This is a genomic window from Microcella sp., from assembly GCF_046296455.1.
GTDB lineage: Bacteria > Actinomycetota > Actinomycetes > Actinomycetales > Microbacteriaceae > Microcella.
Genome location: NZ_JBKBLF010000021.1, coordinates 12,471 through 37,885, shown reverse-complemented (window position 1 = coordinate 37,885; position 25,415 = coordinate 12,471). Strand labels below are relative to the sequence as shown.

21 protein-coding genes and 1 pseudogene are annotated in these 25,415 nt (G+C 71.1%); 8 read left to right on the top strand and 14 right to left on the bottom strand.

Features of this window, described 5'->3' with window-relative positions:
* From ACK4HH_RS10770 to ACK4HH_RS10735, 8 genes and pseudogenes are all read right to left on the bottom strand, one after another.
* Nucleotides 1-693, bottom strand: a pseudogene (locus tag ACK4HH_RS10770) (transglutaminase domain-containing protein); the annotation flags it as partial.
* A 71-nt stretch (nt 694-764) separates the two neighbouring features.
* Nucleotides 765-2,168, bottom strand: a complete 1,404-nt coding sequence (locus ACK4HH_RS10765; protein WP_409651587.1) for a DUF58 domain-containing protein — start codon at nt 2,166-2,168, stop codon at nt 765-767.
* The gene (locus tag ACK4HH_RS10760) at nt 2,165-3,133 is read right to left on the bottom strand and encodes an AAA family ATPase (RefSeq protein WP_409651584.1); all 969 of its coding nucleotides are present in this window, start codon (nt 3,131-3,133) and stop codon (nt 2,165-2,167) included. Before ACK4HH_RS10760 ends, ACK4HH_RS10765 begins: the two co-directional genes overlap by 4 nt.
* Nucleotides 3,130-9,036, bottom strand: coding sequence for an Ig-like domain-containing protein (locus ACK4HH_RS10755; protein ID WP_409651581.1), 5,907 nt, complete (start codon nt 9,034-9,036; stop codon nt 3,130-3,132). Before ACK4HH_RS10755 ends, ACK4HH_RS10760 begins: the two co-directional genes overlap by 4 nt.
* Nucleotides 9,037-9,040: 4 nt before the next feature.
* On the bottom strand, nt 9,041-10,447 hold the full coding sequence (locus tag ACK4HH_RS10750; RefSeq protein ID WP_409651579.1) for a serine/threonine-protein kinase: 1,407 nt from the start codon (nt 10,445-10,447) through the stop codon (nt 9,041-9,043).
* A 49-nt stretch (nt 10,448-10,496) separates the two neighbouring features.
* Nucleotides 10,497-11,282: a PP2C family protein-serine/threonine phosphatase gene (locus ACK4HH_RS10745; protein ID WP_409651577.1), complete on the bottom strand. Its 786-nt coding sequence runs from the start codon at nt 11,280-11,282 to the stop codon at nt 10,497-10,499.
* Entirely contained in the window at nt 11,279-11,848 is a 570-nt protein-coding gene (locus ACK4HH_RS10740; protein ID WP_409651574.1) for an FHA domain-containing protein, read from the bottom strand. The genes ACK4HH_RS10745 and ACK4HH_RS10740 overlap by 4 nt, the downstream gene beginning before the upstream one ends.
* A gap of 35 nt (nt 11,849-11,883) precedes the next feature.
* Nucleotides 11,884-13,320, bottom strand: coding sequence for an aminobutyraldehyde dehydrogenase (locus tag ACK4HH_RS10735; RefSeq protein ID WP_409651572.1), 1,437 nt, complete (start codon nt 13,318-13,320; stop codon nt 11,884-11,886).
* Between the two features lie 123 nt (nt 13,321-13,443).
* Between ACK4HH_RS10735 and ACK4HH_RS10730 the strand changes: the two genes are divergently transcribed.
* From ACK4HH_RS10730 to ACK4HH_RS10705, 6 genes are all read left to right on the top strand, one after another.
* Nucleotides 13,444-13,911, top strand: a complete 468-nt coding sequence (locus ACK4HH_RS10730) for an Lrp/AsnC family transcriptional regulator (RefSeq protein WP_409651569.1) — start codon at nt 13,444-13,446, stop codon at nt 13,909-13,911.
* Nucleotides 13,912-13,985: 74 nt separating this feature from the next.
* Entirely contained in the window at nt 13,986-15,407 is a 1,422-nt protein-coding gene (locus ACK4HH_RS10725) for an aspartate aminotransferase family protein (RefSeq protein WP_409651592.1), read from the top strand.
* Nucleotides 15,347-16,789: an NAD(P)/FAD-dependent oxidoreductase gene (locus ACK4HH_RS10720; RefSeq protein WP_409651590.1), complete on the top strand. Its 1,443-nt coding sequence runs from the start codon at nt 15,347-15,349 to the stop codon at nt 16,787-16,789. The genes ACK4HH_RS10725 and ACK4HH_RS10720 overlap by 61 nt, the downstream gene beginning before the upstream one ends.
* Nucleotides 16,789-17,301, top strand: coding sequence for a TspO/MBR family protein (locus tag ACK4HH_RS10715; RefSeq protein WP_409651566.1), 513 nt, complete (start codon nt 16,789-16,791; stop codon nt 17,299-17,301). The genes ACK4HH_RS10720 and ACK4HH_RS10715 overlap by 1 nt, the downstream gene beginning before the upstream one ends.
* Before the next feature lie 159 nt (nt 17,302-17,460).
* Nucleotides 17,461-17,991 (top strand): TspO/MBR family protein, encoded by a 531-nt coding sequence (locus tag ACK4HH_RS10710; protein ID WP_409651563.1) that lies wholly within the window; start codon nt 17,461-17,463, stop codon nt 17,989-17,991.
* Between the two features lie 27 nt (nt 17,992-18,018).
* Entirely contained in the window at nt 18,019-19,098 is a 1,080-nt protein-coding gene (locus tag ACK4HH_RS10705) for a hypothetical protein (RefSeq protein ID WP_409651561.1), read from the top strand.
* A 53-nt stretch (nt 19,099-19,151) separates the two neighbouring features.
* Here the strand turns inward: ACK4HH_RS10705 and ACK4HH_RS10700 are convergent, their stop codons facing one another.
* Nucleotides 19,152-20,123 carry an aldo/keto reductase gene (locus ACK4HH_RS10700; RefSeq protein WP_409651558.1) on the bottom strand — a complete coding sequence of 324 codons (972 nt, stop codon included), beginning with the start codon at nt 20,121-20,123 and terminating at the stop codon, nt 19,152-19,154.
* Nucleotides 20,124-20,216: 93 nt separating this feature from the next.
* On the opposite strand from ACK4HH_RS10700, the gene ACK4HH_RS10695 reads away from it, so the two are divergent.
* Together ACK4HH_RS10695 and ACK4HH_RS10690 are read left to right on the top strand one after the other, a co-directional pair.
* Nucleotides 20,217-20,720 carry a methylated-DNA--[protein]-cysteine S-methyltransferase gene (locus ACK4HH_RS10695; RefSeq protein WP_409651556.1) on the top strand — a complete coding sequence of 168 codons (504 nt, stop codon included), beginning with the start codon at nt 20,217-20,219 and terminating at the stop codon, nt 20,718-20,720.
* Complete coding sequence (locus tag ACK4HH_RS10690; RefSeq protein ID WP_409651553.1) at nt 20,717-21,304, top strand: DNA-3-methyladenine glycosylase I; 588 nt, start codon at nt 20,717-20,719, stop codon at nt 21,302-21,304. Before ACK4HH_RS10695 ends, ACK4HH_RS10690 begins: the two co-directional genes overlap by 4 nt.
* A gap of 103 nt (nt 21,305-21,407) precedes the next feature.
* Here ACK4HH_RS10690 and ACK4HH_RS10685 read toward each other — a convergent pair whose 3' ends face one another.
* The 5 genes from ACK4HH_RS10685 to ACK4HH_RS10665 are packed head-to-tail and all read right to left on the bottom strand — an operon-like array spanning nt 21,408 to nt 25,390.
* Nucleotides 21,408-22,175 (bottom strand): YaaA family protein, encoded by a 768-nt coding sequence (locus ACK4HH_RS10685; protein WP_409651551.1) that lies wholly within the window; start codon nt 22,173-22,175, stop codon nt 21,408-21,410.
* A complete protein-coding gene (locus ACK4HH_RS10680) occupies nt 22,175-22,696 on the bottom strand; it encodes an AAA family ATPase (protein WP_409651548.1) in 522 nt (173 codons plus the stop codon). The genes ACK4HH_RS10685 and ACK4HH_RS10680 overlap by 1 nt, the downstream gene beginning before the upstream one ends.
* A 19-nt stretch (nt 22,697-22,715) precedes the next feature.
* Nucleotides 22,716-22,976: a F0F1 ATP synthase subunit epsilon gene (locus ACK4HH_RS10675; protein ID WP_409651545.1), complete on the bottom strand. Its 261-nt coding sequence runs from the start codon at nt 22,974-22,976 to the stop codon at nt 22,716-22,718.
* 2 nt (nt 22,977-22,978) lie between these two features.
* Nucleotides 22,979-24,442, bottom strand: a complete 1,464-nt coding sequence (gene atpD / locus ACK4HH_RS10670) for a F0F1 ATP synthase subunit beta (protein ID WP_255159785.1) — start codon at nt 24,440-24,442, stop codon at nt 22,979-22,981.
* Between the two features lie 51 nt (nt 24,443-24,493).
* Complete coding sequence (locus ACK4HH_RS10665; protein WP_255159786.1) at nt 24,494-25,390, bottom strand: F0F1 ATP synthase subunit gamma; 897 nt, start codon at nt 25,388-25,390, stop codon at nt 24,494-24,496.
* Nucleotides 25,391-25,415 lie beyond the last annotated feature (25 nt).

Below are 25,415 nucleotides of genomic sequence, written 5' to 3'. Positions count from 1 at the left end.
CGGCGGCGCGACGGCGACGGTCGCGGCGCCGACGCCGCCCGCCACGAGCAGCAACGCGACACCCGCGGCGAGCGCCCGGGCACCGAGCCAGCGCGAGTCGGCCGCGCCCGCGGCGCCGACGGCGGCGGATCGCCGATGCCGTCGCCAGACCGCCATCCACAGCAGCAGCGTCGTCGCGAGGGCGATGGCAGTCGAGATCGGCAGCAGGGGCTGCTGCGGGCCGAGCGCGACGGCAAGCGGGAAGACGGCGAGCGGCACGATGGCGGCGAGCTCGCCACGCACGGTGCGCACAGCGAGCGTGAGCGTCAGCAGCGGGCCGACGAGCAGCAGCACGAAGGCCGGCACGAGCAGTGCCTGGTACGCACCGACCGGCAGGTCGATCGTGACGAGCTGCCGCCAGCCGAGCGCGACGCCCGCGACGAGATCGAGCAGCCCGGCGGGCTCGGGCAGCACGCCGTACACCGTGCGGCTCGGCACGGCGAGCGGCACCCCGAGCACGATGAAGGCCGAGACGGCGGCGAGCACGGTTCCCCAGGCGGGCCATTGCGCCCTCGCCGCGACGAGGGCGAGAGCGACCGCCACCGCGATCGAGATGACGGCGAGCACGATGAACGCGGGATCGCGATAGATCGGCCACAGCACGACCGCGATGATCGCCCACGCGATGACCGTGAACACCGTGGCCGAGACCACGACAGCGCGCAGCGCACGCGCGAGCGGCGCGCGACGTGCAGGACGACGCGCACCTCCGCGACCGGATGCCCTCACCACGTCGTCGCCCCCCGCATGGCTCGCCGCAGGTCGCCGAGCGAGCCGATCGTGACCACCGAGAACCCGCCCAGCCGTCGGCGACCCGGAACATGGTCGGGGTCGCACAGAATCACCACGACCTCGACCGCGGGCGGGAAGCCCGCGGCGGCTGTGCGCAGCCGCGCCGGCGTGACGGTCGATCCCACCACGAGGAACGCCACCGAGACGCCGCGGGCGCTCTCACCGGCCAGGCGCGCGACGTCGAGGATTCCGAGCGCCGCGGGGCCATGCTCGACGACCGCGAGATCGTCGAGCAGTCGCGTGGGGGTGAGGGTCGAGAGGGGGCGCAGCGCGACGACGGCGCGCTTGGCGAATTCGGGGGTCACGGCGCTCACGACGACCGAGACCTCGCGCGCATCGCGGATCGCACGCGCGCCCAGGCTGCCGGCGACGCTCACAGCGAGCTCGAACTCGTCGTCGGAGCCGAAGTCGATGCTCGCGATACTGAGCGCGACGATGAGGTGGCTGCGCCGGGTCTCTTCGAACTGCCGCACCATGAAGGTGCCGGTCTTGGCGGTCGACTTCCAGTGGATATGGCGGCGGTCGTCGCCGGGCACGTACTCCCGCAAGGCGTGGAACGCGAGGTCGCTCGGGGTCAGGTCGCGCGTCGGCTGACCCTCGAGGTCGCGCACGAGCCCGCTCGAGGTCGAGGGGATGTCGATCGTTCGGGGGTGCACGACAATCTCGACGGCCGGGGTCCAGATGAGCTCACGGCGCACGAGGCCGATCGGGTCGGCGCGCACGGAGCGCACCGGTCCGAGTGCGAGCCGACCCCGGCGGCCGGTGGGAACGGCCACCTCGCGGGCCACGTGCGCCTCGGGCGCGAGCCCCGGCACCGACACCGGCACGATCTCGGTGCCGACGGGCAGATCGACGACCTGCCCGAACGACCGTCGTCCGCTCGGGTTGCGCACGCGCAGGCGTGCGACCGCGACGTCGCCCACGGCGACCCGGTTCGGCGGCGGCTCGAGGTCGACGCTCAGGCTCGTGCGCCCGAGCAGGTAGATGCCGGCGACGACGACGAGGGTCGCACCCACCATGCCGAGCACGACGAGCTCGCTCCACCCCCAGGTGTACCCGGCCGCGAGCGCGACGGGGGCGAGGGCCGCGACCGTCCAGCCGAGCGGGGTGACGACAGACGAGGCCGCGCGCCGCGCCCGCGCCAGGCCGGTGCGCGCGGCACGGGCCGAACGCACGATCGCGACCACAGCATCCGCACCCCAGCCCGTGCGCTCGCCGACGATGCGCGTGCGCGCCGTCGTGACGGTCGACCCGATGGTCGACTCATCGACGGTGCGTCGCGATCGCTCGTTCGCCCGGGCGGGCGCGCTCTCGCGGCTCTCGGGTGCGGTCGTCACACGGCGACCCGATCGCTCGGCGGCGGGGTCTCGACCAGGATCTGCGCGATGACGGTCGGCGCCGTGACGCCGTCGAACTCCGATTCGGGGTCGAGCCCCAACCGGTGGGCGAGCACGGGCTCGGCGAGCGCCTTGACGTCGTCGGGCACGACGTAGTGCCGGCCCTGGATGGCCGCGAAAGTCTTCGCGCAGCGCACGAGCGCGAGAGCCCCGCGAACGCTCGCCCCCAGCCGAACGTCAGGGTGGGTGCGCGTCGCATCGACGAGGCGGGCGACGTAGTCGGTGATGACGGGGTCGATGTGCACCGTGCGCGCCACCGCGATCATGTCGCGCACGACATCGAGCTCGACGACCGGTTCGAGCACGGCGGCGCGCGGGCCGCCCGCGGCGTCGAGGATGCGCACGGTGGCCGCGTGGTCGGGGTACCCGATGGCGGTCTTCATGAGAAAGCGGTCGAGCTGCGCTTCGGGCAGCCGGTAGGTGCCCGCCTGCTCGATGGGGTTCTGCGTCGCGATGACGAGGAACGGGGCCGTGACGGGATGCGTCACGCCGTCGATCGTGACGTGCCCCTCCTCCATGACCTCGAGCAGCGCTGATTGCGTCTTGGGGCTCGCGCGGTTGATCTCGTCGGCGAGCACGATCGTGGCGAAGACGGGCCCGCGGTGAAACTCGAACTCGCCCGAGCGCTGGTCGTAGACCGTCATGCCCGTGATATCGCCGGGCAGCAGGTCGGGGGTGAACTGCACGCGCGTCGTGGTGCCCCGGATGCTCTGCGCCAGCGCCCGTGCCATCGAGGTCTTGCCGGTGCCGGGCACGTCCTCGAGCAGCAGATGGCCCTCGCTCAGCAGCGCGGTGAGGCTGAGTCGGATCACGTACGACTTGCCCAGCACGACGTGCTCGACGTTGCCCACGATGCGCTCGACGATGTCGGCGAACCAGCTGGCCTGCTCGGGGGTCATGGTCATGGTCGGTACTCCCGGGTGTAGGTGATGCCGTTCTCGGTGACGGTGACGACGAGTCGCGGATCGTCGGAGGGGGCGGCGGTGATGGTGCAGCTCGAGGGGGTGGGGGTGTCGATGGGGTCGCCGCCCGCGCAGGTGTGTTCGACGGCGTCGTAGTCGGCCTGCTCGACCGGGGTCCAGGTGATCGCGACGCTGCGGTCGTTCGGCGCCTCGCCGGTCGCGGTGATCGTGGGCTGCACGTCGATGCGCACCGCGACGCCCACGGCGAAGGGCGCCGACCAGTCGCCGCACAGCAGCTGCTCGTACTGCCGGCAGCCGCGCACCTCGACCTGCATCGAGCGGCCATAGTGGCTCGTACCGGCGGTGAGCAGCTGCGGCAGTGCCGCCGGCGCCGATTCGCCGGGATCGATCCCGGCCCCGACGAGGCGGTACTGCACCTGGTCGACGCCGTCGCCGCCCGCCGTCGTGACGCCCGTCAGGCGCAGGTCCCAGCGGCCGTCGCCATTCGAGACGGGCCCGTCGACGGCGATCGCGGTGACGGCACTCGGCCGCTCGCGCGGGGTCGCGGTCACCTCGGTGCTCGCCGTGCATCCTTGCCCGTTGTAGGCGTAGACGACGACGCGGTAGGTCGTGTCGGTCGCGAGACCCGTGACGGTCGTGCCCGTGGCCGAGCCCGCGAGCTGCTCGACCCCGGCCGGCGGGCTGTGGGCGGGGGCGCCCTCATCGACTCCCGTCACGGTGCAGGCCGGGGGCGATCCGGCCGTACCGATCCACACGTAGTACGCCTGCACGGCGCGGCCGTTGCCGGCGAACGCCCCCGCCCACGCGACATCGACCGATGCATCGCCCGCGCCCGATTCCGAGGTCGATCCCACAGCGGTGGGCGGGTCGATCGCGAGCGGCGCGCCTGCGGGCGTGCCCGCCGTCGTGGCGCTGTTCCACGAGGTGAGCGGGTCGAACGAGTCGTTGCGCGCACTCACCGAGACGCTGTACGACGTGCCGTTGTCGAGCGCGCCGACATCGACGACCGAGAGCCAGTACTCGGTTCCGACGGGGTCGTCGGCGGGCACCGAGATCGTGCGCACGACCGGCCCGACCGCGACGCGGTAGCTGCGGATCGGCGAGGCCGCCGCGTCTTGCGCGGGCTTGGTCCAGCCCACCCGCAGGCCGTGATCGAGCGGGGTCACGCCGACCAGGGCCGGTGCCGGGGGCACGAGGTCGCTCCAGACGGAATCGGCGATCGTGGTCGCCGCCGACGGCCCCTGGGCGTTGACCGCGACGACGCTGATGCGCACGCGGTTGTCGGGGCCGTTGCCGGGCGTCGGCACCGCGCAGGGCGACGAGGGGCACAGGGTCGTCGTGCTGCTTCCGTCGCTGACGCGCGTGACGGTGGCCTCGAACCGCTCGATGGGTGCGTTGTTCGAGGCACCGGGGGCCCAGGCGATCGTGAGGCTGCGGTTGGCGAACGACTGCACGCGCAGGTTCGTGACCGCATCGGGAACGTCTTGCACCGAGATGCGGATAGCACCCCAGACGAACCGTTCGGGGTCGTTCGTGGCATCGGCGACCTGGTACTCGAGGTTGGTGTCGATGGGCTCGGCCGTGGCGCTGATCGTCGCGAGCAGTGACTGGCCGTCGGCGCTCGGAACGACGCTGACGCCGGCCGGCAGGGTGCCGCTGTCGAGGCCGCGCACGGCGACGACCCGCAGAGGCTGACCGGGGAAGGGATTGGTCGCCTGGTCGTTGTCGAGCACGCGCACCGTCGTCGTCTGCGAGCGCGGCGCGATGACCGAGTCGGGCGCGGGGCGTGCGAGCGGCCGGGTCGAGGGCACGACCGTCACCTGGATGCGCCCGGGCGTGCCCGGCGCGGCGTCGTCACGCACCCCCAGGGTCACGCCCGTGGTCGTGCCGCGCGGCGTGCTCGGCAGCACGCGCACACGCAGCGACTGGCCGGTGAGCTCGACCTCGAGGCCGGGCGAGGCCGCCTCGATGATCGAGTAGGCGAGCTCGTCGACGTCGTCGGGGTACGGGTACGCCGTCACCCGAACCAGGTCGAGCACGCGCTCTTGCCCCGGCTCGATCTCGAGCGCGGCGCCGATCAGCACCGGCGGCTGGTTCTCGCGCGCCGTCACCTCGATGGGCAGCACGATCGTCGCGACGCGCCCCTCGGGATCGGTCGACGAGGCGCCGTCGGTCACTTCGAACGTGAGCGAGGCGGGCCCGAAGTAGAGGTCGGCCGACGTGAAGCGCAGGGTGTCGTCGTCGACGACGAGCGAGTCGCCGTTCGCCTGCGTCGCGCTCACCGTGGCGGTGTCGGTCAGCCGCACCTGCGCGCCGCCGACGGCGAGCACGTAGTCGTTGATGTCGATCGTCACGGTCTCTTCGCTCACGACCTCGATGCGCGGAGCACGCCGGTCGAGCTGCGGGAGCGCGTCGTCGGTGCCGGGAACCCAGATGAAGGCCGTCGAGCGCACGGCGGGATCCGCGGGGTGGGAGACCTGGAAGGGGATGATCTGCCGCTGCTCGCCGACCTGGACGCGAATGCGTCGGTCGGGCTGCACGACCGCTCCCGACTCGTAGCCGGCAACGAGCTCGAGACCGAGCTCAGAAACCTCGCCCTCGGCGAAGAACACCCGGGCGAGCACGTCGACATCGAGCTCGTCGCGATCGAGGATGTCGGTGAGCGAGAGCACGGTATCGCGCGCGACGGGCGCCGCGAGCGGGGCATCCGGGCTCACGACGATCGTGATAAACGCTTGCGACGACCCGGCGAGCGCGTTCTCGATCGTGTAGACGAGACCGTATCGACCGGGAACCGCCGGCGGCACCACGCGCACGAACTGCCCGTCGACGATCTCGGCGGTCAGCTCGGCACCGTTCGCCTCGACCCCCGTCACCGTGAGGGCCGAGCCGTCGGGGTCGGTGTCGTTGTCGAGCACGGGGACGAGCACCGTGAAGCCCGGGCGGATGAGCACCTGGTCGTCGTTGGCCACGGGATTGCGGGCGCCCTCAAGCCGCGGGCTGATTCCGATGCGCACGACACCGGAGGAGCGCGCGCCGAGCGCATCGACCACCGTGTAGCGAAACTCGTCGGTGCCCGCCGAGTAGCTGCCGGCCTGGTAGTCGAGGTAGTCGAGGCCCGTCTCGACGACGGCGCCCTTCTCGGGGCTCGACTCCTGACCGATGACCTGCACCGAGTCGCCGTCCGGATCCATGGCGTCGACGGGGATGCGCACGCGCACGGTGTCGCCCGCGATCACGCGCGCCGTCACCGTGCGCGTCACGGGGGCCTGGTTCGTGGCCTCGTTGACCTCGCGCACGCTGATGCGCACGCTCGCCTGCGCGCGCTCCTGGCCGAACGGCCCGAGCACCTCGTAGACCGCCGTGAAGTCGCCCGGCTGGTCGGGGGCGAGGTAGCGCAGGCGGTCACCGGCGACGAAGAGCAAGCCGGACTCGCCGCTCAGGCCCTGCACGAGGGCGGGCGCCAGGGTGATGGGCTCGTCATCGGGGTGCTCGTCGTTCGCGAGCACGGGGATGCTCACGGCATCGCCGACGCGCACCGTGATGGCGTCGTCGACCGCGACGGGCGGCTGCAGCCGATCAGGTCTCGGGATCTCGATGACCGTGATCTCGCCCGTCGATTCGGCGAGGCCGTTGCTGATGCGGTAGGTCACGATCTGCGGGCCCTCGAGCGGGCGCGTGAGGGTGATGCGCACATCGCGCTGATCGAGCACCTCGGCGCGGATCCCGCTCGTCGGCGGCACCCCGATGACGCCCGTGACGACGAGCACTCCGCCGCCCGGATCGATGTCGGCCGCCGCGACGCCGATCGTGGCGTTGCTGAGCGTGCGCACAAAGAGCGTCTTGGGCACCGTGATCGGCGCGGCCCCGGCCGCGGGCGGCGCAGCGACATCCACGCGGATGATGCCCGTCGCGGTCGTCGACCCGTCGGTCACGACGTACTCGAGGTAGTGCGTGCGCACCTCGTCACTCACGAAGCGGAACACGCCGCGGTCGAGGCTCGGCGTGATCGTTGCCCCGCTCTTCTCGGGCACGGCGCTCAGGCGGATCGTGCCGGTGCCGCCGCGCACGTGCACGAGGGGCTCGATGCGCACCTCCTGCCCCGCGTAGGCGAGCACGACGAAGGGCTCGGCGATGATCGGCGTCTGGCCGGCCGGTCGCACGGTGACGGCGAGCTCGCCGAGCCCCGCCGCTCGACCGTCGGTGACCGTGAGCGCGACCGTGCGCAGGGCGCCCGCGCCGCCCGCCTCGGCCACCGTCACCCGGCCGTCGGGGCGGAAGGTGACGACATCGGGGGGCGGGATGCTCGCGGCCTGCAGGTAGATCGGGTCGCCATCCGGATCGACCCACTCCCCCAGCACGTCGGCGGCCGCCGTGCCTCCCTCGGCGACCGTCGTCTTGCTCGCGCGGACCTGCACGGGCGCACCGTTCTCGCCCGCCGCGCGAACATCCACCCGCACGGTCGCCGAATCAGAGCCGCCCCGTCCATCGGTGATCGTGTACTCGAACGCCACCTCGCCGCTCGCCCCGCTCTCGAGCGTCAGCTGCAACTGCTGCGCATCGCCGATGAGGTCGAGGCGCCCGACCGCCGGATCGATCGTCGAGAACGCGCTGATGACGAGCACGTCGCCATTGGGATCGGTGTCGTTGAGCAGCACGGGCAGCACGCTCGCGCGGCCCGGCCGGGCGCCCAGCTCGTCGTTGACGGCGATGGGCGGCTGCTGCGCGCGCTCGAGCTCGGGGGGCGTATCGAGCTGGTCGAGCTGCTCCTGCCGCTCGTCCTCCTCGTCCCGGATGAGGTCGTCCCAGTTGTCGATGAGCCGGCCGTCGCTCTGCACGGCCCAGGCCGAGCCCCCGGCACGGTCGTTGAGCGCGAGCCGGTCGTCGCGCACCGTGAGGTGCAGATCGGCGGCGGTGGGCACGGCGTCGAGCGGCAGCTCACGCACCTCGCCACCGCAGCGCCGCCAGGCGAGGCCGTCGCTCCACGCGGCATAGGCGCAGTCGCCGAGCACCACGGGGGCGGCCGGGGATCCCTGGCGCCCGACGACGAGTTCGGTGAGCGCCGAGCCGTCGAGACCGACCGAGACCAGACCACCGCGATGCGCGACGAGCACGGTGTCGGCGTCGTCGCTCGCGAGTGCGAGCCGAGGGTCGGATCCCGCACCGATCACGCCCGAGAGATCGATCACTCCCGACTCGGTGTGCAGCAGCCGCGTGCCGGGATCGAGCACCGCCCAGCGCCCGCCCGCGATCGTGATCTGCAGCGAGGCCGAATCGTCGACGTCGATGCTCCAGGTGCTCTCGACCCGGTCGACGGCGCCGGGGGCGACGCGGTAGACCTCGCCGAGGCCCGGCGCGACGGCGACGATGCCCGCGGCATCCGTTGCGGCTACGACGCTGTCCGGGCCGAACTGGAAGGCCGCGACGGTCGCCGGGTCGAAGTCGGCGAAGAGCGATCGCGACGTCACCCAGGTCTCGCCCGAACCGCCGCTGTGAACGACGACGCTATCGGCCGCGAGCATGACCTGCGGATCGTCGGGCGGCAGGGGCACCGACTCGACCACCTCAGAGCGCGCGGTGTCGACGAGCTCGGCCGTGGCATTGACGGCATCGACGACGATGACGTCGCCTCCCCGCTGAACGAGCTCGAGCTGAGCACCCTCGCCCGGGATGACCGAGTCGAGCTCGCCCACCTGCAGGTTCGCCCTGCCGACGGCCTGGCGGTCGCCGTTGACGACCCAGACGGCCCCATCGTTGATGTCGAGCCGCTGCGCCTCGAAGCCCGGGTAGACGACGGCGATCGTCGCGACAACCACGGCGACGAGGCCACCGCCGACGCCCGTGAGGGCCGCCGAGCGGTGGCGTGCGAACCACTGCCGGATCACGGGGTCACCCTGCCGCGACCTCGGCGCACTTCTCGTCGCTCGGTGCTCCGAGCCGCCCTTCGCGCGCGACGCGCACCGTGACGCACACCCGATCGCCGGGCGCTGCGGCCACCGCGAACTCGGTCGTGCGCTGGAAGGTCTCGGCGCCGCCCGCGAGCTGCACGCGGTACGTGTCGTCGGGCTGGATTCCCGGATCGCTCCACGAGAAGACGACCGTCGTGCCGTCGAGCACGGCCTCGACGTTGCTCACCCGGGGAAGGTCGCGATCGCCGCCCTGGATGGCGAGCAGCGTCGCGGTCGCCCCCAGGGCGATGACGGCGAGCGAGATGAGCACGAGGCCGCCCGCGAGCAAGCGCGTGCGGGTGGCCGTGCGGCGCGTGGCGGTGCCGACGAGCTCGGGCGAGGTCTCGACGATCGCCGCCTGCGCCGCGGCCGTGCGGCGGCGGCGGCGCCGGCCGGTGGAGGAACCGGGAGATCGCGGAGCGATCGCGCGCACGATGGTGCGGTCGCCCGGGTCGCCGATCGTCGCGAGGGCCCAGTCGTCCATCGCGACATCGGCCTGCGTCGCCACGAGCCCGAGCTCGACCTCGACGCGCTGCAGATCGCGCACGAGCTCGAGCACCGACTGCTGCCGCTTGCCCGGGTCGCGGCTGAGGGCGCGGCGCAGAACCGACTCGAGAGCGGCCGGCACGTCGTCGCGATCGATCGCCGGTACGCGGGCGCGCGCGATGCGGCCGATGAGCTCGTCCGAGCTGTTCGACCCGTCGACGACCTCGAAGGGCGAACGACCCGCGAGCAGGGTGTAGAGCGTCGCGCCGAGCGACCAGACCTCGCTCAGCACGGTTCCCGCCGTCTCGTCGAGCAGCACCTCGGGCGCCGACCACGGGATCGACATACCCACCGAGTCGGTGCTGCTCGCCGCGCTGAGTGACGACGCGATGCCGAAATCGCTCAAGACGGGATGCCCGTAGGCGGTCATGAGGATGTTCGACGGCTTGATGTCGCGGTGCAGCACCCCCGTGCGGTGCGCCGTCTCGATCGCGCTGCCGATCTGCACGCCGATGCGCAGCACCTCGGCCACGGGGATGCGCTCGGTGCGGTAGCGCCCGGCGAGCTGGGCCGAGCAGAGCTCCATGACGAGGTAGGGCCGCCCGTCGGCCGAGATGCTCGCCTGGTAGACGGTCAGGATTCCCGGGTGCGATGAGAGCTGCGCCATGAGGTTGGCCTCGACCTGGAACATCTGCCGCACGTGCTCGGTCACGACGTCGGCGAGCATGACCTTGACCGCGACCTGACGGCGCGGCATGTTCTGCTCGTAGAGGAACACGTCGGCGAACCCGCCGCTGCCGAGCAGGCGCACGTGGCTGAACCCGGGCAGGATCGGGGGCTCCGATGGTCGACGTCGCGTCATGGCTCCCCCTCCCGGCACGATGTCCCCCCAGTGTAGGGAGTGCGAGCGGTCAGGCGCCGGGGGCGCGCACCACGTCGACGACGATGACGGTGATGTTGTCGCGTCCGCCCTGCGCGAGCGCGGCATCCACGAGCGCGTTTGCGGTCTCGCGCGCGCTCAGACGTGCCGCCAGGTGCAGGCGCAGGCGCTCGAGCGGAACCTCTTTCGTGAGTCCGTCTGAGCACACGAGCAGCCGCATTCCCGGCTCAAGCGGCAGCACGCGCAGGTCGACCTCGGGCTCGACCGAGAAGCCGACCGCGCGCGTGATGACGTTCGAATCGGGGTGGTTCTCGGCCTGCTCGGCGCTCAGCTGCCCCGCCTCGACCATCTCTTGCACGATCGAGTGGTCGGTCGTCACCTGGCTCAGCTCGTTGCCCGAGAACCGGTACACGCGCGAGTCGCCGACGTTGAACACGGTCAGCTGCGGATGCCCGTCGACGAGCGTGAGCGCCACGCCCGTGACCGTCGTGCCGATGCCGTGATCGGCGTCGTCGAGCTGGTGGATATCCCACGTCGCGAGGTTGAGGGCCTCGACGATCGCGGCCGGTTCGATGAAGTCGCCGTCGACGGCGGCCTGCAGGCGGCGCACGACCGCGTCGCTCGCGCGATCGCCGTGCGAGTGGCCGCCCATTCCGTCGGCGACCGCGAAGAGCGGCACGTCGGCCAGGTAGCTGTCTTCATTGCCCGCGCGGCGGTAGCCCGTGTGGGTGACGCCGTGCCACGACAGCTCGACCGGCTCGCCGCGGTCGGGCAGAGCGACGATGTGGCGAACGCTGCTGCGGCCGAGGGCGGTCACGAGGGCTCCGAAGGTCGGGGTGGGTGCGGGATGCTCGGGTCGACGAACTCGATCTCGACGCCGTCGCCCAGCTCGATGATCGCGTCGGGCAGCACGGCGCTCGAATCGCCCGGCCGCAGCCGCAGACTCGACCCCGACGACCAGTGTACGACGATGCCGTTGGTCGACCCGAGGTCGGCCACGACGAGCGAACTGCCGAGCCGCTCGACGCGCGCGTGCCGCGCCGATACATCGGCGCGATCGGCCGGCACGACGATGCGGCGGGGCACGGGATGCTCGGTCGGTCGCGGCGCGCCCGGACGTCGGCCGATGATGACGGGCACGTCGAGCGGCACGACCGTCGTCGTGCCACGCACCCGCAGCGCCCACGCGACCGGATCGGGGTGCACCGGCTCGGGGGGCAGGGCGGCGTCAAGCGGTAGAGCGGCCAGCGGGCTCGGGCGGGCGGGCTCGACGAGGCGGATGATCGTGTCCTCCGCATCGTCGACCGAGGGCGGCGTGGCCGCCGGGCGCACGGCACGCGGGCGCAGCACCGTGTCGTCGGTGTCCTCCGGCCGGTCATGCATGGCGCCCCCCGCCTCGATGCTGCTGCGTGCGCGGTCTAATCGCCGATATATGACATCACGTGCTTGAGGCGCGTGTAGTCCTCGAAGCCGTAGTGCGACAGGTCTTTGCCGTAGCCCGAGTGCTTGAACCCGCCGTGCGGCATGTCCGAGACGAACGGGATGTGCGTGTTGATCCACACGCAGCCGAAGTCAAGGTCGCGCGCAAAGCGCATGGCGCGCGTGTGGTCGCTCGTCCACACCGACGACGCCAGGGCGTAGCGCACGCCGTTCGCGAGCGCGAGGGCCTCCTCCTCAGTGCGGAAGGTCTGCACCGTGAGCACGGGCCCGAAGATCTCCTCCTGCACCGCCTCGTCGTCCTGGCGCATGCCCGTGACGATCGTGGCCGGGAAGAAGTAGCCCCGGTCTCCCTGGCGGGCGCCACCCGCGACGATCTCGGCGTGCGCGGGCAGCCGGTCGACGATGCCCGACACGCGTTCGAGCTGCGCGGCGTTGTTGAGCGCACCGTAGAACACGCCCTGCTCGCGCGGCCCGCCGGTCACGGCGTGCGTCGCGGCGCGGGCGACGAGCGCGGCGACGACCTCATCGTGCACCGACTCATGCACGATCACGCGCGTGGCCGCGGTGCAGTCCTGGCCCGCGTTGAAGAACGCGGCGAGCACGAGGCCCTCGGCGACCTTCTGCGGGTCGGCATCGGGGAACACGATCGCCGGGGCCTTGCCGCCGAGCTCGAGGTGCACGCGCTTGAGGTCGCTCGCGGCGGCCTTCGCGACCTCCATGCCGGCGCGCACCGAGCCCGTGATCGCGACCATCTGAGGGGTCGGATGCTGCAGCAGGGCCGCGCCCGTCGTGCGGTCGCCCATGACCACGTTGAGCACGCCCGCGGGCAGCACGCCGGCGGCGAGCTCGGCGAACCGCACCGTCGAGAGCGGAGTCGTATCCGAGGGCTTGAGCACGACCGTGTTGCCGGCCGCGATCGCCGGGGCGATCTTCCAGACGGCCATGTTGAGCGGGTAGTTCCACGGGGTGACCTGCCCGATGACGCCGATCGGCTCGCGGCGCACGTACGAGGTGTGGTCGGCGAGGTACTCGCCCGCCGAGCGGCCGTCGAGATCGCGCGCGGCCCCGCCGAAGAAGCGCAGCTGGTCGACCGACTGGTCGATCTCGTCGGCCACGAGGCTCGCGCGCGGCTTGCCGGTGTCGAGCGACTCGAGGTCGGCGAGCTCGTCGGCGTGCTCGGCCATCACGTCGGCGAGCCGGAACAGCGCGAGCTGCCGCTCGGCGGGCGTCGTGCGGCCCCAGTGGGCGAACGCCGACTCGGCGGCGCGGTAGGCGGCATCGATCTCGGCCGAGGTGCTCACGGGCGCGTGGCCGTAGACCTCTTCGGTCGCCGGATCCACGAGGTCGAGGTGCGTCTCGGCCGTGCTCTCGACCGACTCGCCGCCGATGACATTGCGGAGGATGCGTGCGCTCATGGCGCCACTGTAGCGCGGTCGACGCGCCGCATCCACCCGTCTGCCGACGAAATCCGTCGCTTTGAGGGGGCCGCAACTGCGGATTCACTTGTATTCCTGGCTCGACACTGCCAGAATCGCCCCATGGCATCCCGAAGCAAGCCGGTTCACCTCGACGACGTGTCGAAGGCGATCGTCGAGCAGCTGCAGATCGATGGCCGCCGCTCGTACGCCGAGATCGGCAAGGCGGTCGGCCTGAGCGAAGCGGCCGTGCGGCAGCGCGTGCAGAAGCTGACGGATGCCGGCGTCATGCAGGTCGTGGCCGTCACCGACCCGATGCAGCTCGGCTTCTACCGCCAGGCGATGATCGGCATCAGGGTCGTGGGCGATACGACGCACGTCGCCGACGAGCTCAGCTCGATGCGCGCCGTCGACTACGTCGTGCTCACCGCCGGCAGCTTCGACATCCTCGCCGAGGTCGTCTGCGAAGACGACGACGACCTCATCGACCTGCTCAACCGCCGCATCCGCGCGATCGACGGCGTGCAGTCGACCGAGACCTTCGTCTATCTACGACTGCAGAAGCAGTTCTACAACTGGGGGACCCGATGACCATCTTCCGCACCAAGAAGCGCACCACGGCCGCAGGGCCCCACGAAGGCCACGTCGCCGAGAAAGAGCACACCATGACGATCGACACCAGCATCGCCCCCGCCGGCACCGCGCTCGACGCGGCCACCGAGGCCGACCTGCAGCAGAAGGCCAAAGACCACCTGTGGATGCACTTCGCCCGTCAATCGGGCATGGAGGCCGGCAACGGCGTGCCGATCATCGTGCGCGGCGAGGGCCACCACGTCTACGACTCGCACGGCAAGAAGTACATCGACGGCCTCTCGGGCCTCTTCGTCGTGCAGGTCGGGCACGGTCGCGAGCGCCTCGCCGAAGCGGCGCGCAAGCAGGCGGAAGAGCTCGCGTTCTTCCCGCTCTGGTCGTACGCGCACCCCACGGCGATCGAGCTCGCCGACAAGCTCGCCGACTATGCGCCCGGCGACCTCAACCGCGTGTTCTTCACGACGGGCGGCGGCGAGGCCGTCGAGTCGGCCTGGAAGCTCGCGAAGCAGTACTTCAAGCTCACGGGCAAGCCCATGAAGCACAAGGTCATCTCGCGGGCGATCGCGTACCACGGCACCCCGCAGGGCGCCCTCGCCATCACGGGCATCCCCGGCATGAAAGAGATGTTCGAGCCGCTCACCCCCGGTGGGTTCCGCGTGCCGAACACCAACTACTACCGCGCCGAAGAGATGGGTTTCCACGGCTCGCTCGAGGAGTTCGGCCAGTGGGCTGCGAACCGCATCGAAGAGGCGATCCTGTTCGAGGGCCCCGACACCGTCGCCGCCGTGTTCCTCGAGCCCGTGCAGAACTCGGGCGGCTGCTTCCCGCCGCCCCCCGGCTACTTCACGCGCGTTCGCGAGATCTGCGACAAGTACGACGTGCTGCTCGTGAGCGACGAGGTCATCTGCGCCTACGGGCGCATCGGCGAGATGTTCGCGTGCACCGCGCTCGGCTACGTGCCCGACATCATCACCTCGGCCAAGGGCCTCACGAGCGGCTACTCGCCCCTCGGCGCCATGATCGTGAGCGACCGCCTGTACGAGCCCTTCAAGCACGGGCAGACGGCGTTCTACCACGGGTACACCTTCGCCGGGCATCCGGTGTCGGCCGCCGTCGCGCTCGAGAACCTCGCCATCATGGAGGAAGAGGGAATTCTCGAGAACGTGCGCGAGAACTCGCCGAAGTTCCGCGCCGCGCTCGAGCGCCTGAAAGACCTGCCGATCGTCGGCGACGTGCGCGGCGAGGGCTACTTCTTCGGCATCGAGCTCGTCAAGAACAAAGAGACGAAAGAGACCTTCAACGAGGCCGAGTCCGAGCGACTGCTGCGGGGCTTCCTGTCGAAGGCGCTCTTCGACGCCGGGCTCTACTGCCGCGCCGACGACCGGGGCGACCCCGTCATCCAGCTCGCCCCCCCGCTCACGATCGGCCCGGCCGAATTCGACGAGATCGAGGCGATCCTGCGCCGTGTGCTGACCGAGGCAGGAAAACTGCTCTGAGCACGACCGAGCGCCCCGCCCCCGACGCCGACTACCGCGCGCTGAGCTTCTGGCACGCGACGGTCGACGATGATCTGAGCCCGCGCCCCGCCCTCGATGGCGACCTCGAGACCGATGTCGCGATCGTCGGCGCGGGGCTCACCGGGCTGTGGACGGCGTACGAGCTGCAGAAGCGCGACCCCGGGCTGCGCATCACCCTGCTCGAGAAGCGCATCGCCGGGTTCGGTGCTTCGGGCCGCAACGGGGGCTGGTGCAGCGCGCTGTTCCCCGCCTCGACCGCGGCGCTCGAGAAGCTGCACGGCCGCGAAGCGGCGATCGCGATGCGTCGTGCCATGGTCGACACGGTCGACGAGGTGGGTGCCGCCGCCGCGGAGGCCGGCATCGACTGCCACTTCGAGCGCGGCGGCACGATCGTCTTCGCCCGCAGCGAGACGCAGTGGCGCGCCGCGCAACACGAGGTCGAGCAGGCGCGCGGCTACGGCGTCGACGCCCTCGAGCTGTGGCCAGCCGATCGCGTCCACGCACGGGATGCCCGGGGCGCGGTCTACGACCCGGCCTGCGCCCGCGTGCACCCGGCCGCGCTCGTGCGTGGGCTCGCCCGCGCGGTCGAGCAGCGGGGTGCGGTCATCCACGAGCACACGACCGTCGAGGGCTGGGAGCCGGGCATCGTGCGCACCGACCGCGGCGTCGTGCGCGCCCGGCACATCATCACCGCCCTCGAGGGTTACGGGGCGACGGTCGCGCAGTCGAAGCGGCGCATCCTGCCCCTGTACTCGCTCATGGTCGCGACGCAGCCGCTCGACGACACGGTGTGGCAGGCGATGGGCATCGAGCACGGCCAGACCTTCTCCGACGGCCGGCACCTCGTCATCTACGGCCAGCGCACGGCCGACAACCGCATCGCTTTCGGGGGGCGCGGTGCCCGCTACCACTGGGGCAGCGCGATCCGCGACGAGTACGATCGCGTCGAGCGCGTTTTCGAGCATCTCGTCACGACCCTGCACGATCTCTTCCCCCAGCTGCCGCCGCTCGAGGTCGAGCACGCGTGGGGCGGTCCCCTCGGGGTGCCCCGCGACTGGCACGCGAGCGTCGCCTACGACCCGACGACGGGCATCGGCTCGGCCGGTGGCTACGTCGGAGACGGGCTCTCGACGACGAACCTCGCCGGGCGCACACTCGCCGACCTCGTCACGGGGCGCGACACCGCGCTCACCCGGCTGCCCTGGGTGGGGCATCGCTCGCCCTCATGGGAGCCCGAACCCCTGCGGTTCCTCGGCGCGAACGCCGGCCTCGTCGCGATGACGACGGCCGACGCCGAAGAGCGCGCGACCGGACGTGCGTCGCTGATCGCCCGGGCCATGAGCCCGCTCATCGGGCACTGATGCTGCGGCGGTCGCCCTCGGGCTTCGCGGTGTCGGTGCTCGTGCTCGGCGCAATCATCGCCGTCAACGTGCTCTCAGCCACCCTGGGCTCGGCGGTGTCGCAGCCCTTCATCGCGGGGTGGTACGCCGACGCCGTGAAGCCCGGCTGGACCCCGCCGAACTGGGTCTTCTCGGTGATCTGGACGCTGCTGTACCTCAGCACCTCGGTCGCCGCGTGGCTCGTCTGGCGCCAGCGCCGTCGTCGCCGCGTCGACCGGGCGCTCACGCTCTACGTCGTGCAGCTCGTGCTCAACGCCATCTGGTCGCCGCTCTTCTTCGCGCTCTACCCCGTCATCGGCGAGACCGCCACGTGGCTCTCGCTCACGGTGCACATGCTGCTGCTCGCGGCGATCATCGTCACGATCGCCGAGTTCCGCCCGATCGATCGCGCCGCGGCGATCATCATGGTCCCGTACCTCGTCTGGGTCACCTACGCCGCGACGCTCACGGTCGGCATCGCCGTGCTCAACTGAACCGCCCGTATCGATGGAGTGCGCAGTCGACGCGCAGGATGCTCGGAGCATCGCCGTCTACTCTCGCCGAAGCGCAGAGGAGGTGCGATGACGGCGACGCAGTCGATGAACGGCCCGCGACAGGGGCTCTCGTCGGCGTCCCGCGCACCCGCTCGGCCGATGACCGCGCCCGCCCGGGCCGCCGCCGCCGAGCGGTCGACCGCACGATCGGCCCTGGCCCTCGTGCTGCTGCTCGCGATCGCGGCGAGCGTCGCCGCGATCGGCTCGGTGCTCTCGGCCCCCGGCATCGCCGGGTGGTACGCCGAGACGCCCCAGCCCATGTGGACTCCCCCGAACGCCGTCTTCGCCCCGGTCTGGACGATGCTCTACGTGCTCATGTCGGTCGCCGCGTGGATGGTCTGGCGTCGTCCCGACTCGCCCGCTCGCAGCCGTGCGTTGCGCGCCTACGCCGTCCAGCTGGGCCTCAACGCGGTGTGGAGTCCGGCCTTCTTCGGGCTCGGGGCTCTGCTCGGGGCGCCGGGGGCGTGGATCGCCCTCGTCATCATCGTCGTGCTCGACTTCGCCATCCTCGCCACCATGATCCGGTTCGGCGACGTGAGCCGCCTCGCCGCCACGCTGCTCGTTCCCTACTGGGGCTGGGCGCTCTTCGCGACGACTCTTAACGCCGCAATCGCGGTACTCGCGCGCTGAGGCGCTGACCGCCGCTAGCGTGGAGGCATGACCGATCACGAGCCGCTGAGCACCGCCCCGACGGCCGAGCGGCGCGGTCGGGCGGCACGCGTGGGCCGCGGCATCCTGCTCGCTGCAGCGGTCGTCGCGATCATCGCGCAGTCCGCTCTCGTCGCCTCGACCGCCTGGGCCGTCGCCAACCCGCGGGCTGTCAGCGACCAGCTGACGGTGTGGCAGTACGACCCCACCCCGGCGATCTCGGGCTACGCCACGCGCGCGGCCATGAGCGAGCGCGGCCGCTTCTTGTTCTACGCGAGCACCCCGAGCGTCGTGCCCGACGGCGAGTTCGACCGCGTGTGCTCGAGCGAGCAGCCCGACATCGGTGTGCTCGGCTGCTACACGCTCGCCGACGGTCGCATCTACCTCTACGACATCACGAACATCGACCTGGCCGCCTTCGAAGTGGTCGTGGCGGCGCACGAGATGCTGCACGCGGCGTGGGATCGGCTGCCGCTCGAGCAGCAGCAGGCACTCGCCGAGCCGCTCGAGCAGGTGTTCGCCGAGCTCGAGCCCGACAGCGAGCTCGTCGAGCGCATTGCGGCGTACGAGCAGAACGACCCCACATCGCGCATCCCCGAGCTCTACGCGATCGTCGGCACCGAGCTGCCGAGCATCCCCGCCGAGCTCGAGCAGCACTACGCCGAGTACTTCGACGACCGCAGCGCCGTGGTCGCGCTCTGGCAGGAGGTCGAGGCGATCTTCCAGCAGCTCGAAGACGAGCTCAACCGTCTGAATACCGAGCTCGAGGCGCTGAGCGCCCAGATCGACGAGGAGCAGGCCGCGGCCGAGCGCGCCGCGGCGGCGCTCGAGCGCGACATCACGGCGTTCAACGCCCGCGCCTCGCGCCCCGGCGGCTACACGAGCCAATCCGCCTTCGAGCGCGATCGTCAGGCCCTGATCGACCGTCAATCGGCGCTCACCCGGCGCATCGACGAGACCAACGCCACGATCGACCGCTACAACGAGCTCGTCGACGAGTTCACGGCCCTCAACGAGCAGGCGGCGGCACTCGACAAAGACCTCAACATCGACCGCGAGCCGATCGAGACGACCGACACCACCGAGTAGCGGTCGCGCGAGGCACGGGCGCGGTGCGGCGTATCGCCGCGGCCGTGCTGCCGCTACGCGGAGGCGGGGAACAGCTCGTCGATGCGCGCGAGGGCGTCAGCGTCGGGGGCCCACGCCCCGGCGGCCGCAGCGTTCTGCGCGATCTGCTGCTCGGTCGTCGCCCCCGCGATCACCGAGGCCATCGCCGGGCGGCTCATCAGCCACCCGATCGTGCCCTCGAGCATCCCGACCCCGCGATCGGCGCACAGGGCGGCGAAGGCCTCGATGGCGTCCCACGGCGCCTCGGTCGCGATGTGCGGACGCTGGCGCATGATGCGCGAGTCGGCGGGGCCGCCCTCGCGCGAGAACTTGCCGGTGAAGAGCCCGTTCGCGAGCGGAAAGTACGGCAGCAGGCCCATGCGGTGCCGCTCGAGCGCGGGCAGCAGCTCGGCGTCGGCCTCGCGCACGAGCAGGCTGTACTCGTTCTGGGCGCTCACGAAGCGGGGGTGACCGGCGGCAGCCGCCGCCCGCTCAGCCTCGTCGACCTGGGCGGGCGAGAAGTTCGAGTGCCCGAGAGAGCGCACCTTTCCCTCGTCGACGAGCTCGTGCAGCGCGCTGAGGGTCTCATCGATGGGTGTCTCGGGGTCGGGCGTGTGCAGCTGGTAGAGGTCGATGCGATCGGTGCGCAGCCGACGCAGCGAGCCCTCGACCGCGGCGCGAATATAGGCGCGACTGCCGTGGGGCACGTCGACGAGGTCGGGGTTCTTCGCCTCGGCGTGCCCGAACTTCGTGGCGATCACGACGCTGTCGCGGCGGCCCGCGAGCGCCCGGCCCATCATCGACTCGCTGCGCCCGTGCTCGTAGCCGTACATCTCGGCCGTGTCGAGCAGCGTGATGCCGTGATCGATCGCCGCGTGCAGCACGCGGTCGGTACCGGCCTGGTCCTCGGTGGCCGAGCCGGGGCGGCCGAAGTTGTTGCAGCCGAGGCCCACGGCAGAGACGAGCAGGTCGGTGTCGGCGAGGGGTCGCTGGGGCATCGAAGTCATGCCTCCATCCTCCCCCGCGCTGCCCGGCGATGCGCAATCCCCGTGTCGCGAAACCGCCAGTGCCGGGATGCGCGCTCGCGTTAGCCTCAACCCATGACACCCCGCACCGCTTCCGCCGCCGGTCTGCTCACGATCGACTCCCCCCTCGGTCGCATCGCTCTCGTCGGCGACGACGCGGCCGTGACGATGCTCGAGATCGCCGCCGCCGGGCGGCTCTCGACCGATGGTTTGCCCGAATCCCCCACGCCCGTGCTGCGACGGGCGGCGGCGCAGCTCTCCGAGTACTTTGCGGGCGCGCGCACCGCGTTCGACGTGCCGGTGCGCGTGCAGGGCACCCCGTTCCAGCAGGCGATCTGGCAGCAGCTGCAGCAGATCCCGTTCGGCGCGGTGCGCGGCTACGGCGAGCTCGGGCTCGCTACGGGTCGGGCCACCGCCGGGCGAGCGGTGGGCGGTGCCGTCGGGGCGAACCCCGTCCCGCTGCTGATCCCCTGCCACCGCGTGCTTGCGAGCGACGCCCGCATCACGGGCTACAGCGCTGGCGACGGCGTCATAACGAAGGCCTGGCTGCTCGATCACGAAGGAATCCCGCACCGATGATCACGGCATCGGTTCGCACGGGTGCCGATGGGCGCGACCGCTGCGCCTGGGTCGGCAGCGATGAGCTCTATGAGCGGTACCACGACGACGAGTGGGGCGTCGCCCTGCACGGCGACCGCGCCCTCTTCGAGAAGCTCACGCTCGAGGCCTTTCAGAGCGGGCTCTCGTGGATCACGATCCTGCGCCGGCGCGAAGGCTTCCGGCGGGCCTTCGATGGCTTCGACTGGCGGCGTATCGCGGCCTACGGCGATAACGATGTGCAGCGCTTGCTGACCGACGAGGGCATCATTCGCAATCGCGCCAAGGTCGAGGCGACCATCGCGAACGCGCGCGTGCTGGTCGACTGGCTCGACGCCGAGCCCGGAGGACTCGATGCGCTCATCTGGGCGCATCGGCCGGTCGCCCGCGACCGACCACTCGCGACGCTCGCCGACGTGCCGGCGCAGACCGACGCGTCGCGTGCCCTCGCACGCGCGCTCAAGACCCGAGGCCTGCGCTTCGTCGGACCGACGACCGCCTACGCCCTCATGCAGTCGGCGGGCCTCGTCGACGATCATGTGGCGGGGTGCTGGCGCTCGGCTTGACGAGAGAACCGCCGTCGGTCGGCCCTCTGGTTCACCGTGTGGGCGACGCTGGTTCGATGCTGGGTCGACGCTGGGTCGACGCGAAGTCGAGGCGGGCTCGCGCTCAGCGCGGCGGCAGGGTGCCGGGCACGACGAGCTCGAGCTCGGCGGCCGCACAGCGCCGCAGAGGCCACCCGAGCGCGGTCGACACGGCGCACAGCTCGTCGATCGACGATGGCAGGGGGCCGGCGGCGAGCAGAGCGCGCAGGTACTCCCCCTTGCCCTTCTTGTTGAAGTGGTTGAGTGCGCGCGCCACCCCGTCGTCACCGATCGCCACGACCCGTACGACGACCGCGTCGGGCCTGTCGGGCAGCGGCCCGAGGGCGGCGTAGCCCGCCGAGCGAAGATCGATGATCGGGCCCTCGAGCTGCGCGAGCTCTGCGGCGGCGCGCGACGCCCAGTGGGCGCGCAGCACGAGCCCGGGCAGCCGGGTGTCGTGCGAGAGCCGGTAGGCGGGGATCGGGTCGTCGGCCGCGACGAGCCCCAGCAGGGCCGAGTGCACGATGAGGTGCCGGGATGCCCGTGCTCGCGCATCCGCCCCCCAGGCCGCGACGTCCAGGGCGTCGTAGAGCACGCCCGTGTACCGCTCGATCGCGGGCATCGTCGCACTGCTCTGCAGAGCGCGGTTGCGCGCAAGCTCGAGCGCTGCCGCCTTGGCGCCGAGCTTCAGTGCGCGCGCGGCTGCTGCGTCGTCGGCCGAGAGCCGTGCGAGCGCCTCGATGACGGTGTGCCGAGCATCCGTGAGGGCCGGGTACGAGAGGGCGCCGAGGTCGAGCCCCGGCCCCGACCCCCCGTCACGCTTGGTCTCAGAGGGCGGCAGCAGCAGGTGCATCAGCTGCGCACGAATGCGGCCGCCTGCGCAACGAGCGCCGCTAGCGGCTGCACCGTGTCGAGCGTCAGTCGGGGTCGTGTCTCGGCGAGGCCCGACCACGGCGCGTACTCGTCGAGGCTCTGCTCGACCGCGTGCCACGTGGGCTCGGCGATGTGCACGAGATCGCGGCGGCGCTGCTCGAGTCGCTGACGGTGCACGTTCGCGTCGCTGCACAGGGTCTCGACGAACCGCACCTCGACGCCGAGGCGCTCGCCCAGCAGCACCCACTGGTCGCGCGCCGGCGCGACAGCGTTGACCGCATCGATGATGACGCCCTGGCCGGACCGCACCACAGCGTCCGCGATTGTCTCGGCGACGAGGTATGCCGCTAGCCCGGTCGGCTGGTCGGCGTCGATCCCCGCACGCAGGATCGCCGACTCGACCGGATCGACCGACACCACGGGCATGCCGACCGCTCGCGCGAGTTCTTCGGCCACCGTGCTCTTTCCCGAGCCCGGAAGGCCCGCCATCGCGACGAGCACGAGACGCTTCCCGACCGGTCTAGACGAGCGCGGCGGCGCCCGCGACGATCGTCACGGTGTTGTTCTCGACCGAGAGGAAGCCGTCTTCTGCCTGTGCGACGATGACGGCACCCTCGGTCGGCGTGATGCGAACCTCGCCGGCGCTCAGAATTCCGAGCAGCGGCTCGTGACCGGGCAGGATGCCGATCTCGCCCTCGGTCGTGCGCGCCACGATCTGCTTCGCCGTTCCCGACCAGACCTCGCGGTCGGCCGAGACGACGCTCACCGTGAGCTCGGCCATGATCAGCCGTTCTCCTTCTGGATCTGCGCCCAACGCTCTTCGACGTCGCTGATGGCACCGACGTTGAAGAAGGCCTGCTCGGCCACGTGGTCGAACTCGCCCTTGGCGATCGCGTCGAACGACTCGATCGTGTCCTTGAGGGGCACGGTCGAACCCTCGACACCCGTGAACTTCTTGGCCATGTAGGTGTTCTGCGAGAGGAACTGCTGGATGCGGCGCGCTCGCGACACCGTGATCTTGTCCTCCTCCGACAGCTCGTCGACACCGAGGATCGCGATGATCTCCTGCAGCTCTTTGTTCTTCTGCAGGATCTGCTTCACCGTCGTGGCCACGCGGTAGTGGTCCTCGCCGATGTAGAGCGGGTCGAGGATGCGGCTCGTCGAGGTGAGCGGGTCGACGGCCGGGTAGAGGCCCTTCGACGCGATCTCGCGGCTGAGCTCGGTCGTCGCGTCGAGGTGCGCGAAGGTCGTGGCCGGCGCCGGGTCGGTGTAGTCGTCGGCGGGCACGTAGATCGCCTGCAGCGAGGTGATCGAGTGACCGCGCGTCGAGGTGATGCGCTCCTGCAGGATGCCCATCTCGTCAGCGAGGTTCGGCTGGTAGCCCACCGCGGAGGGCATGCGGCCGAGCAGCGTCGACACCTCGGAACCCGCCTGCGTGAAGCGGAAGATGTTGTCGATGAAGAGCAGAACGTCCTGGTTCTGCACGTCACGGAAGTACTCGGCCATCGTCAGGGCCGAGAGCGCGACGCGAAGGCGGGTTCCCGGCGGCTCGTCCATCTGGCCGAACACGAGAGCCGTCTTGTCGAAGACGCCCGCCTCCTCCATCTCGTGGATGAGGTCGTTGCCCTCACGGGTGCGCTCGCCGACGCCGGCGAACACCGACACACCACCGTGGTCTTGCGCGACGCGCTGGATCATCTCCTGGATGAGCACGGTCTTGCCGACACCGGCACCGCCGAAGAGGCCGATCTTGCCGCCGAGCACGTAGGGCGTGAGCAGGTCGATGACCTTGATGCCCGTCTCGAACAGCTGCGTCTTCGACTCGAGCTGGTCGAACGCCGGGGGCTTGCGGTGGATCGGCCAGCGCTCCGAGACCTCGATCGTCTCGCCGGGCGCACCGTTGAGCACGTCGCCCGTGACGTTGAACACCTTGCCCTTGGTGACGTCGCCGACGGGCACGGTGATCGGCGAGCCCGAGTCGCGCACCTCTTGACCGCGCACGAGGCCGTCGGTCGGCTTGAGGGCGATCGCGCGCACGAGGTCGTCACCGAGGTGTTGAGCGACCTCGAGAACGAGCTCGGTCGACTCGCCGTCGATCGTGATCGTGGTCGAGAGCGCGTTGTAGATGCCGGGGATGGCGTCGTGCGGGAACTCGATGTCGACGACCGGGCCGGTCACGCGGGCGATACGCCCGACTCCTGCGGAGGCAGCCTTCGCGGCCGGGGCCTTCTTGGTTGCGGTAGCCATGGTTTCTCTTCCTGTCGTCTCTGTGTGTGTCGGTGCGCGGTCGAGCCGCAGCTACTTCGAACCGAGGGCGTCGGCGCCGCCGACGATCTCAGAAATCTGCTGGGTGATCTCCGCCTGGCGAGCGTTGTTCGCCAGTCGGGTGTAGTCGGTGATGAGCTTGTCGGCATTGTCGCTCGCCGACTTCATCGCCTTCTGACGGGCGGCGTGCTCAGAGGCGGCCGACTGCAGCATGGCGTTGAAGATTCGGCTCTCGATGTAGACCGGCAGCAGGGCGTCGAGCACCTTGTCGACCTCGGGCTCGAACTCGTAGAGCGGCAGCACGTCGGTCGAGCCGGGCTCGTCGACGCCGTCGACGACCTCGAGCGGCAGCACGCGCACGATCTCGGGCGTCTGCGTCACGAGGCTCACGAAGCGGTTGTAGACGATGTGGATCTCGTCGACCCCGCCGTCGGTGCCCCCGCGCACGAAGGCTTCGACCAGCGTGTCGGCGATCTCTTTCGCGGTGGCGAACTCGGGCTGGTCGGTGTTGCCCGTCCACTGCTTCTCGACCGCGCGACGACGGAAGGCGTAGTACGAGACCGCCTTGCGCCCGATGAGGTAGGTGACGACCTCGCGGCCCTCGTCTTCAAGGCGGGTGCGCAGCTCGTTGGCCTCACGGATCGCCTGCGAGCTGAAGGCTCCGGCGAGACCGCGGTCGGAGGTGAAGACCACCACGGCCGCGCGCGTGGGGTTCTCGCGCTCGGTCGTCAGCACGTGGTCGACGTTCGAGTACGTCGCGACGGCCGAGACGGCGCGCGTCACCGCGCGCGCGTACGGGCCCGAGGCCGCCATCCGCGCCTGCGCCTTCTGGATCCGCGAGGCGGAGATGAGCTCCATCGCGCGCGTGATCTTCTTGGTCGTCTGGGCAGAACGAATCTTCTGCCGGTAGACCCGAAGTTGCGCTCCCATGGTTGGTTTCCGTTTCTTGGTCGGT

What these genes read in the sequence shown, in the direction of transcription:
- ACK4HH_RS10760 (WP_409651584.1), bottom strand. Translation starts at nt 3,133, where the DNA reads ATGACCATGACCCCCGAGCAGGCCAGCTGGTTCGCCGACATCGTCGAG.
- ACK4HH_RS10750 (WP_409651579.1), bottom strand. Translation starts at nt 10,447, where the DNA reads ATGACGCGACGTCGACCATCGGAGCCCCCGATCCTGCCCGGGTTCAGC.
- ACK4HH_RS10740 (WP_409651574.1), bottom strand. Translation starts at nt 11,848, where the DNA reads ATGCATGACCGGCCGGAGGACACCGACGACACGGTGCTGCGCCCGCGT.
- ACK4HH_RS10735 (WP_409651572.1), bottom strand. Translation starts at nt 13,320, where the DNA reads ATGAGCGCACGCATCCTCCGCAATGTCATCGGCGGCGAGTCGGTCGAG.
- ACK4HH_RS10730 (WP_409651569.1), top strand. Translation starts at nt 13,444, where the DNA reads ATGGCATCCCGAAGCAAGCCGGTTCACCTCGACGACGTGTCGAAGGCG.
- ACK4HH_RS10725 (WP_409651592.1), top strand. Translation starts at nt 13,986, where the DNA reads ATGACGATCGACACCAGCATCGCCCCCGCCGGCACCGCGCTCGACGCG.
- ACK4HH_RS10715 (WP_409651566.1), top strand. Translation starts at nt 16,789, where the DNA reads ATGCTGCGGCGGTCGCCCTCGGGCTTCGCGGTGTCGGTGCTCGTGCTC.
- ACK4HH_RS10710 (WP_409651563.1), top strand. Translation starts at nt 17,461, where the DNA reads ATGACCGCGCCCGCCCGGGCCGCCGCCGCCGAGCGGTCGACCGCACGA.
- ACK4HH_RS10705 (WP_409651561.1), top strand. Translation starts at nt 18,019, where the DNA reads ATGACCGATCACGAGCCGCTGAGCACCGCCCCGACGGCCGAGCGGCGC.
- ACK4HH_RS10700 (WP_409651558.1), bottom strand. Translation starts at nt 20,123, where the DNA reads ATGACTTCGATGCCCCAGCGACCCCTCGCCGACACCGACCTGCTCGTC.
- ACK4HH_RS10695 (WP_409651556.1), top strand. Translation starts at nt 20,217, where the DNA reads ATGACACCCCGCACCGCTTCCGCCGCCGGTCTGCTCACGATCGACTCC.
- ACK4HH_RS10690 (WP_409651553.1), top strand. Translation starts at nt 20,717, where the DNA reads ATGATCACGGCATCGGTTCGCACGGGTGCCGATGGGCGCGACCGCTGC.
- ACK4HH_RS10685 (WP_409651551.1), bottom strand. Translation starts at nt 22,175, where the DNA reads ATGCACCTGCTGCTGCCGCCCTCTGAGACCAAGCGTGACGGGGGGTCG.
- ACK4HH_RS10675 (WP_409651545.1), bottom strand. Translation starts at nt 22,976, where the DNA reads ATGGCCGAGCTCACGGTGAGCGTCGTCTCGGCCGACCGCGAGGTCTGG.
- atpD (WP_255159785.1), bottom strand. Translation starts at nt 24,442, where the DNA reads ATGGCTACCGCAACCAAGAAGGCCCCGGCCGCGAAGGCTGCCTCCGCA.
- ACK4HH_RS10665 (WP_255159786.1), bottom strand. Translation starts at nt 25,390, where the DNA reads ATGGGAGCGCAACTTCGGGTCTACCGGCAGAAGATTCGTTCTGCCCAG.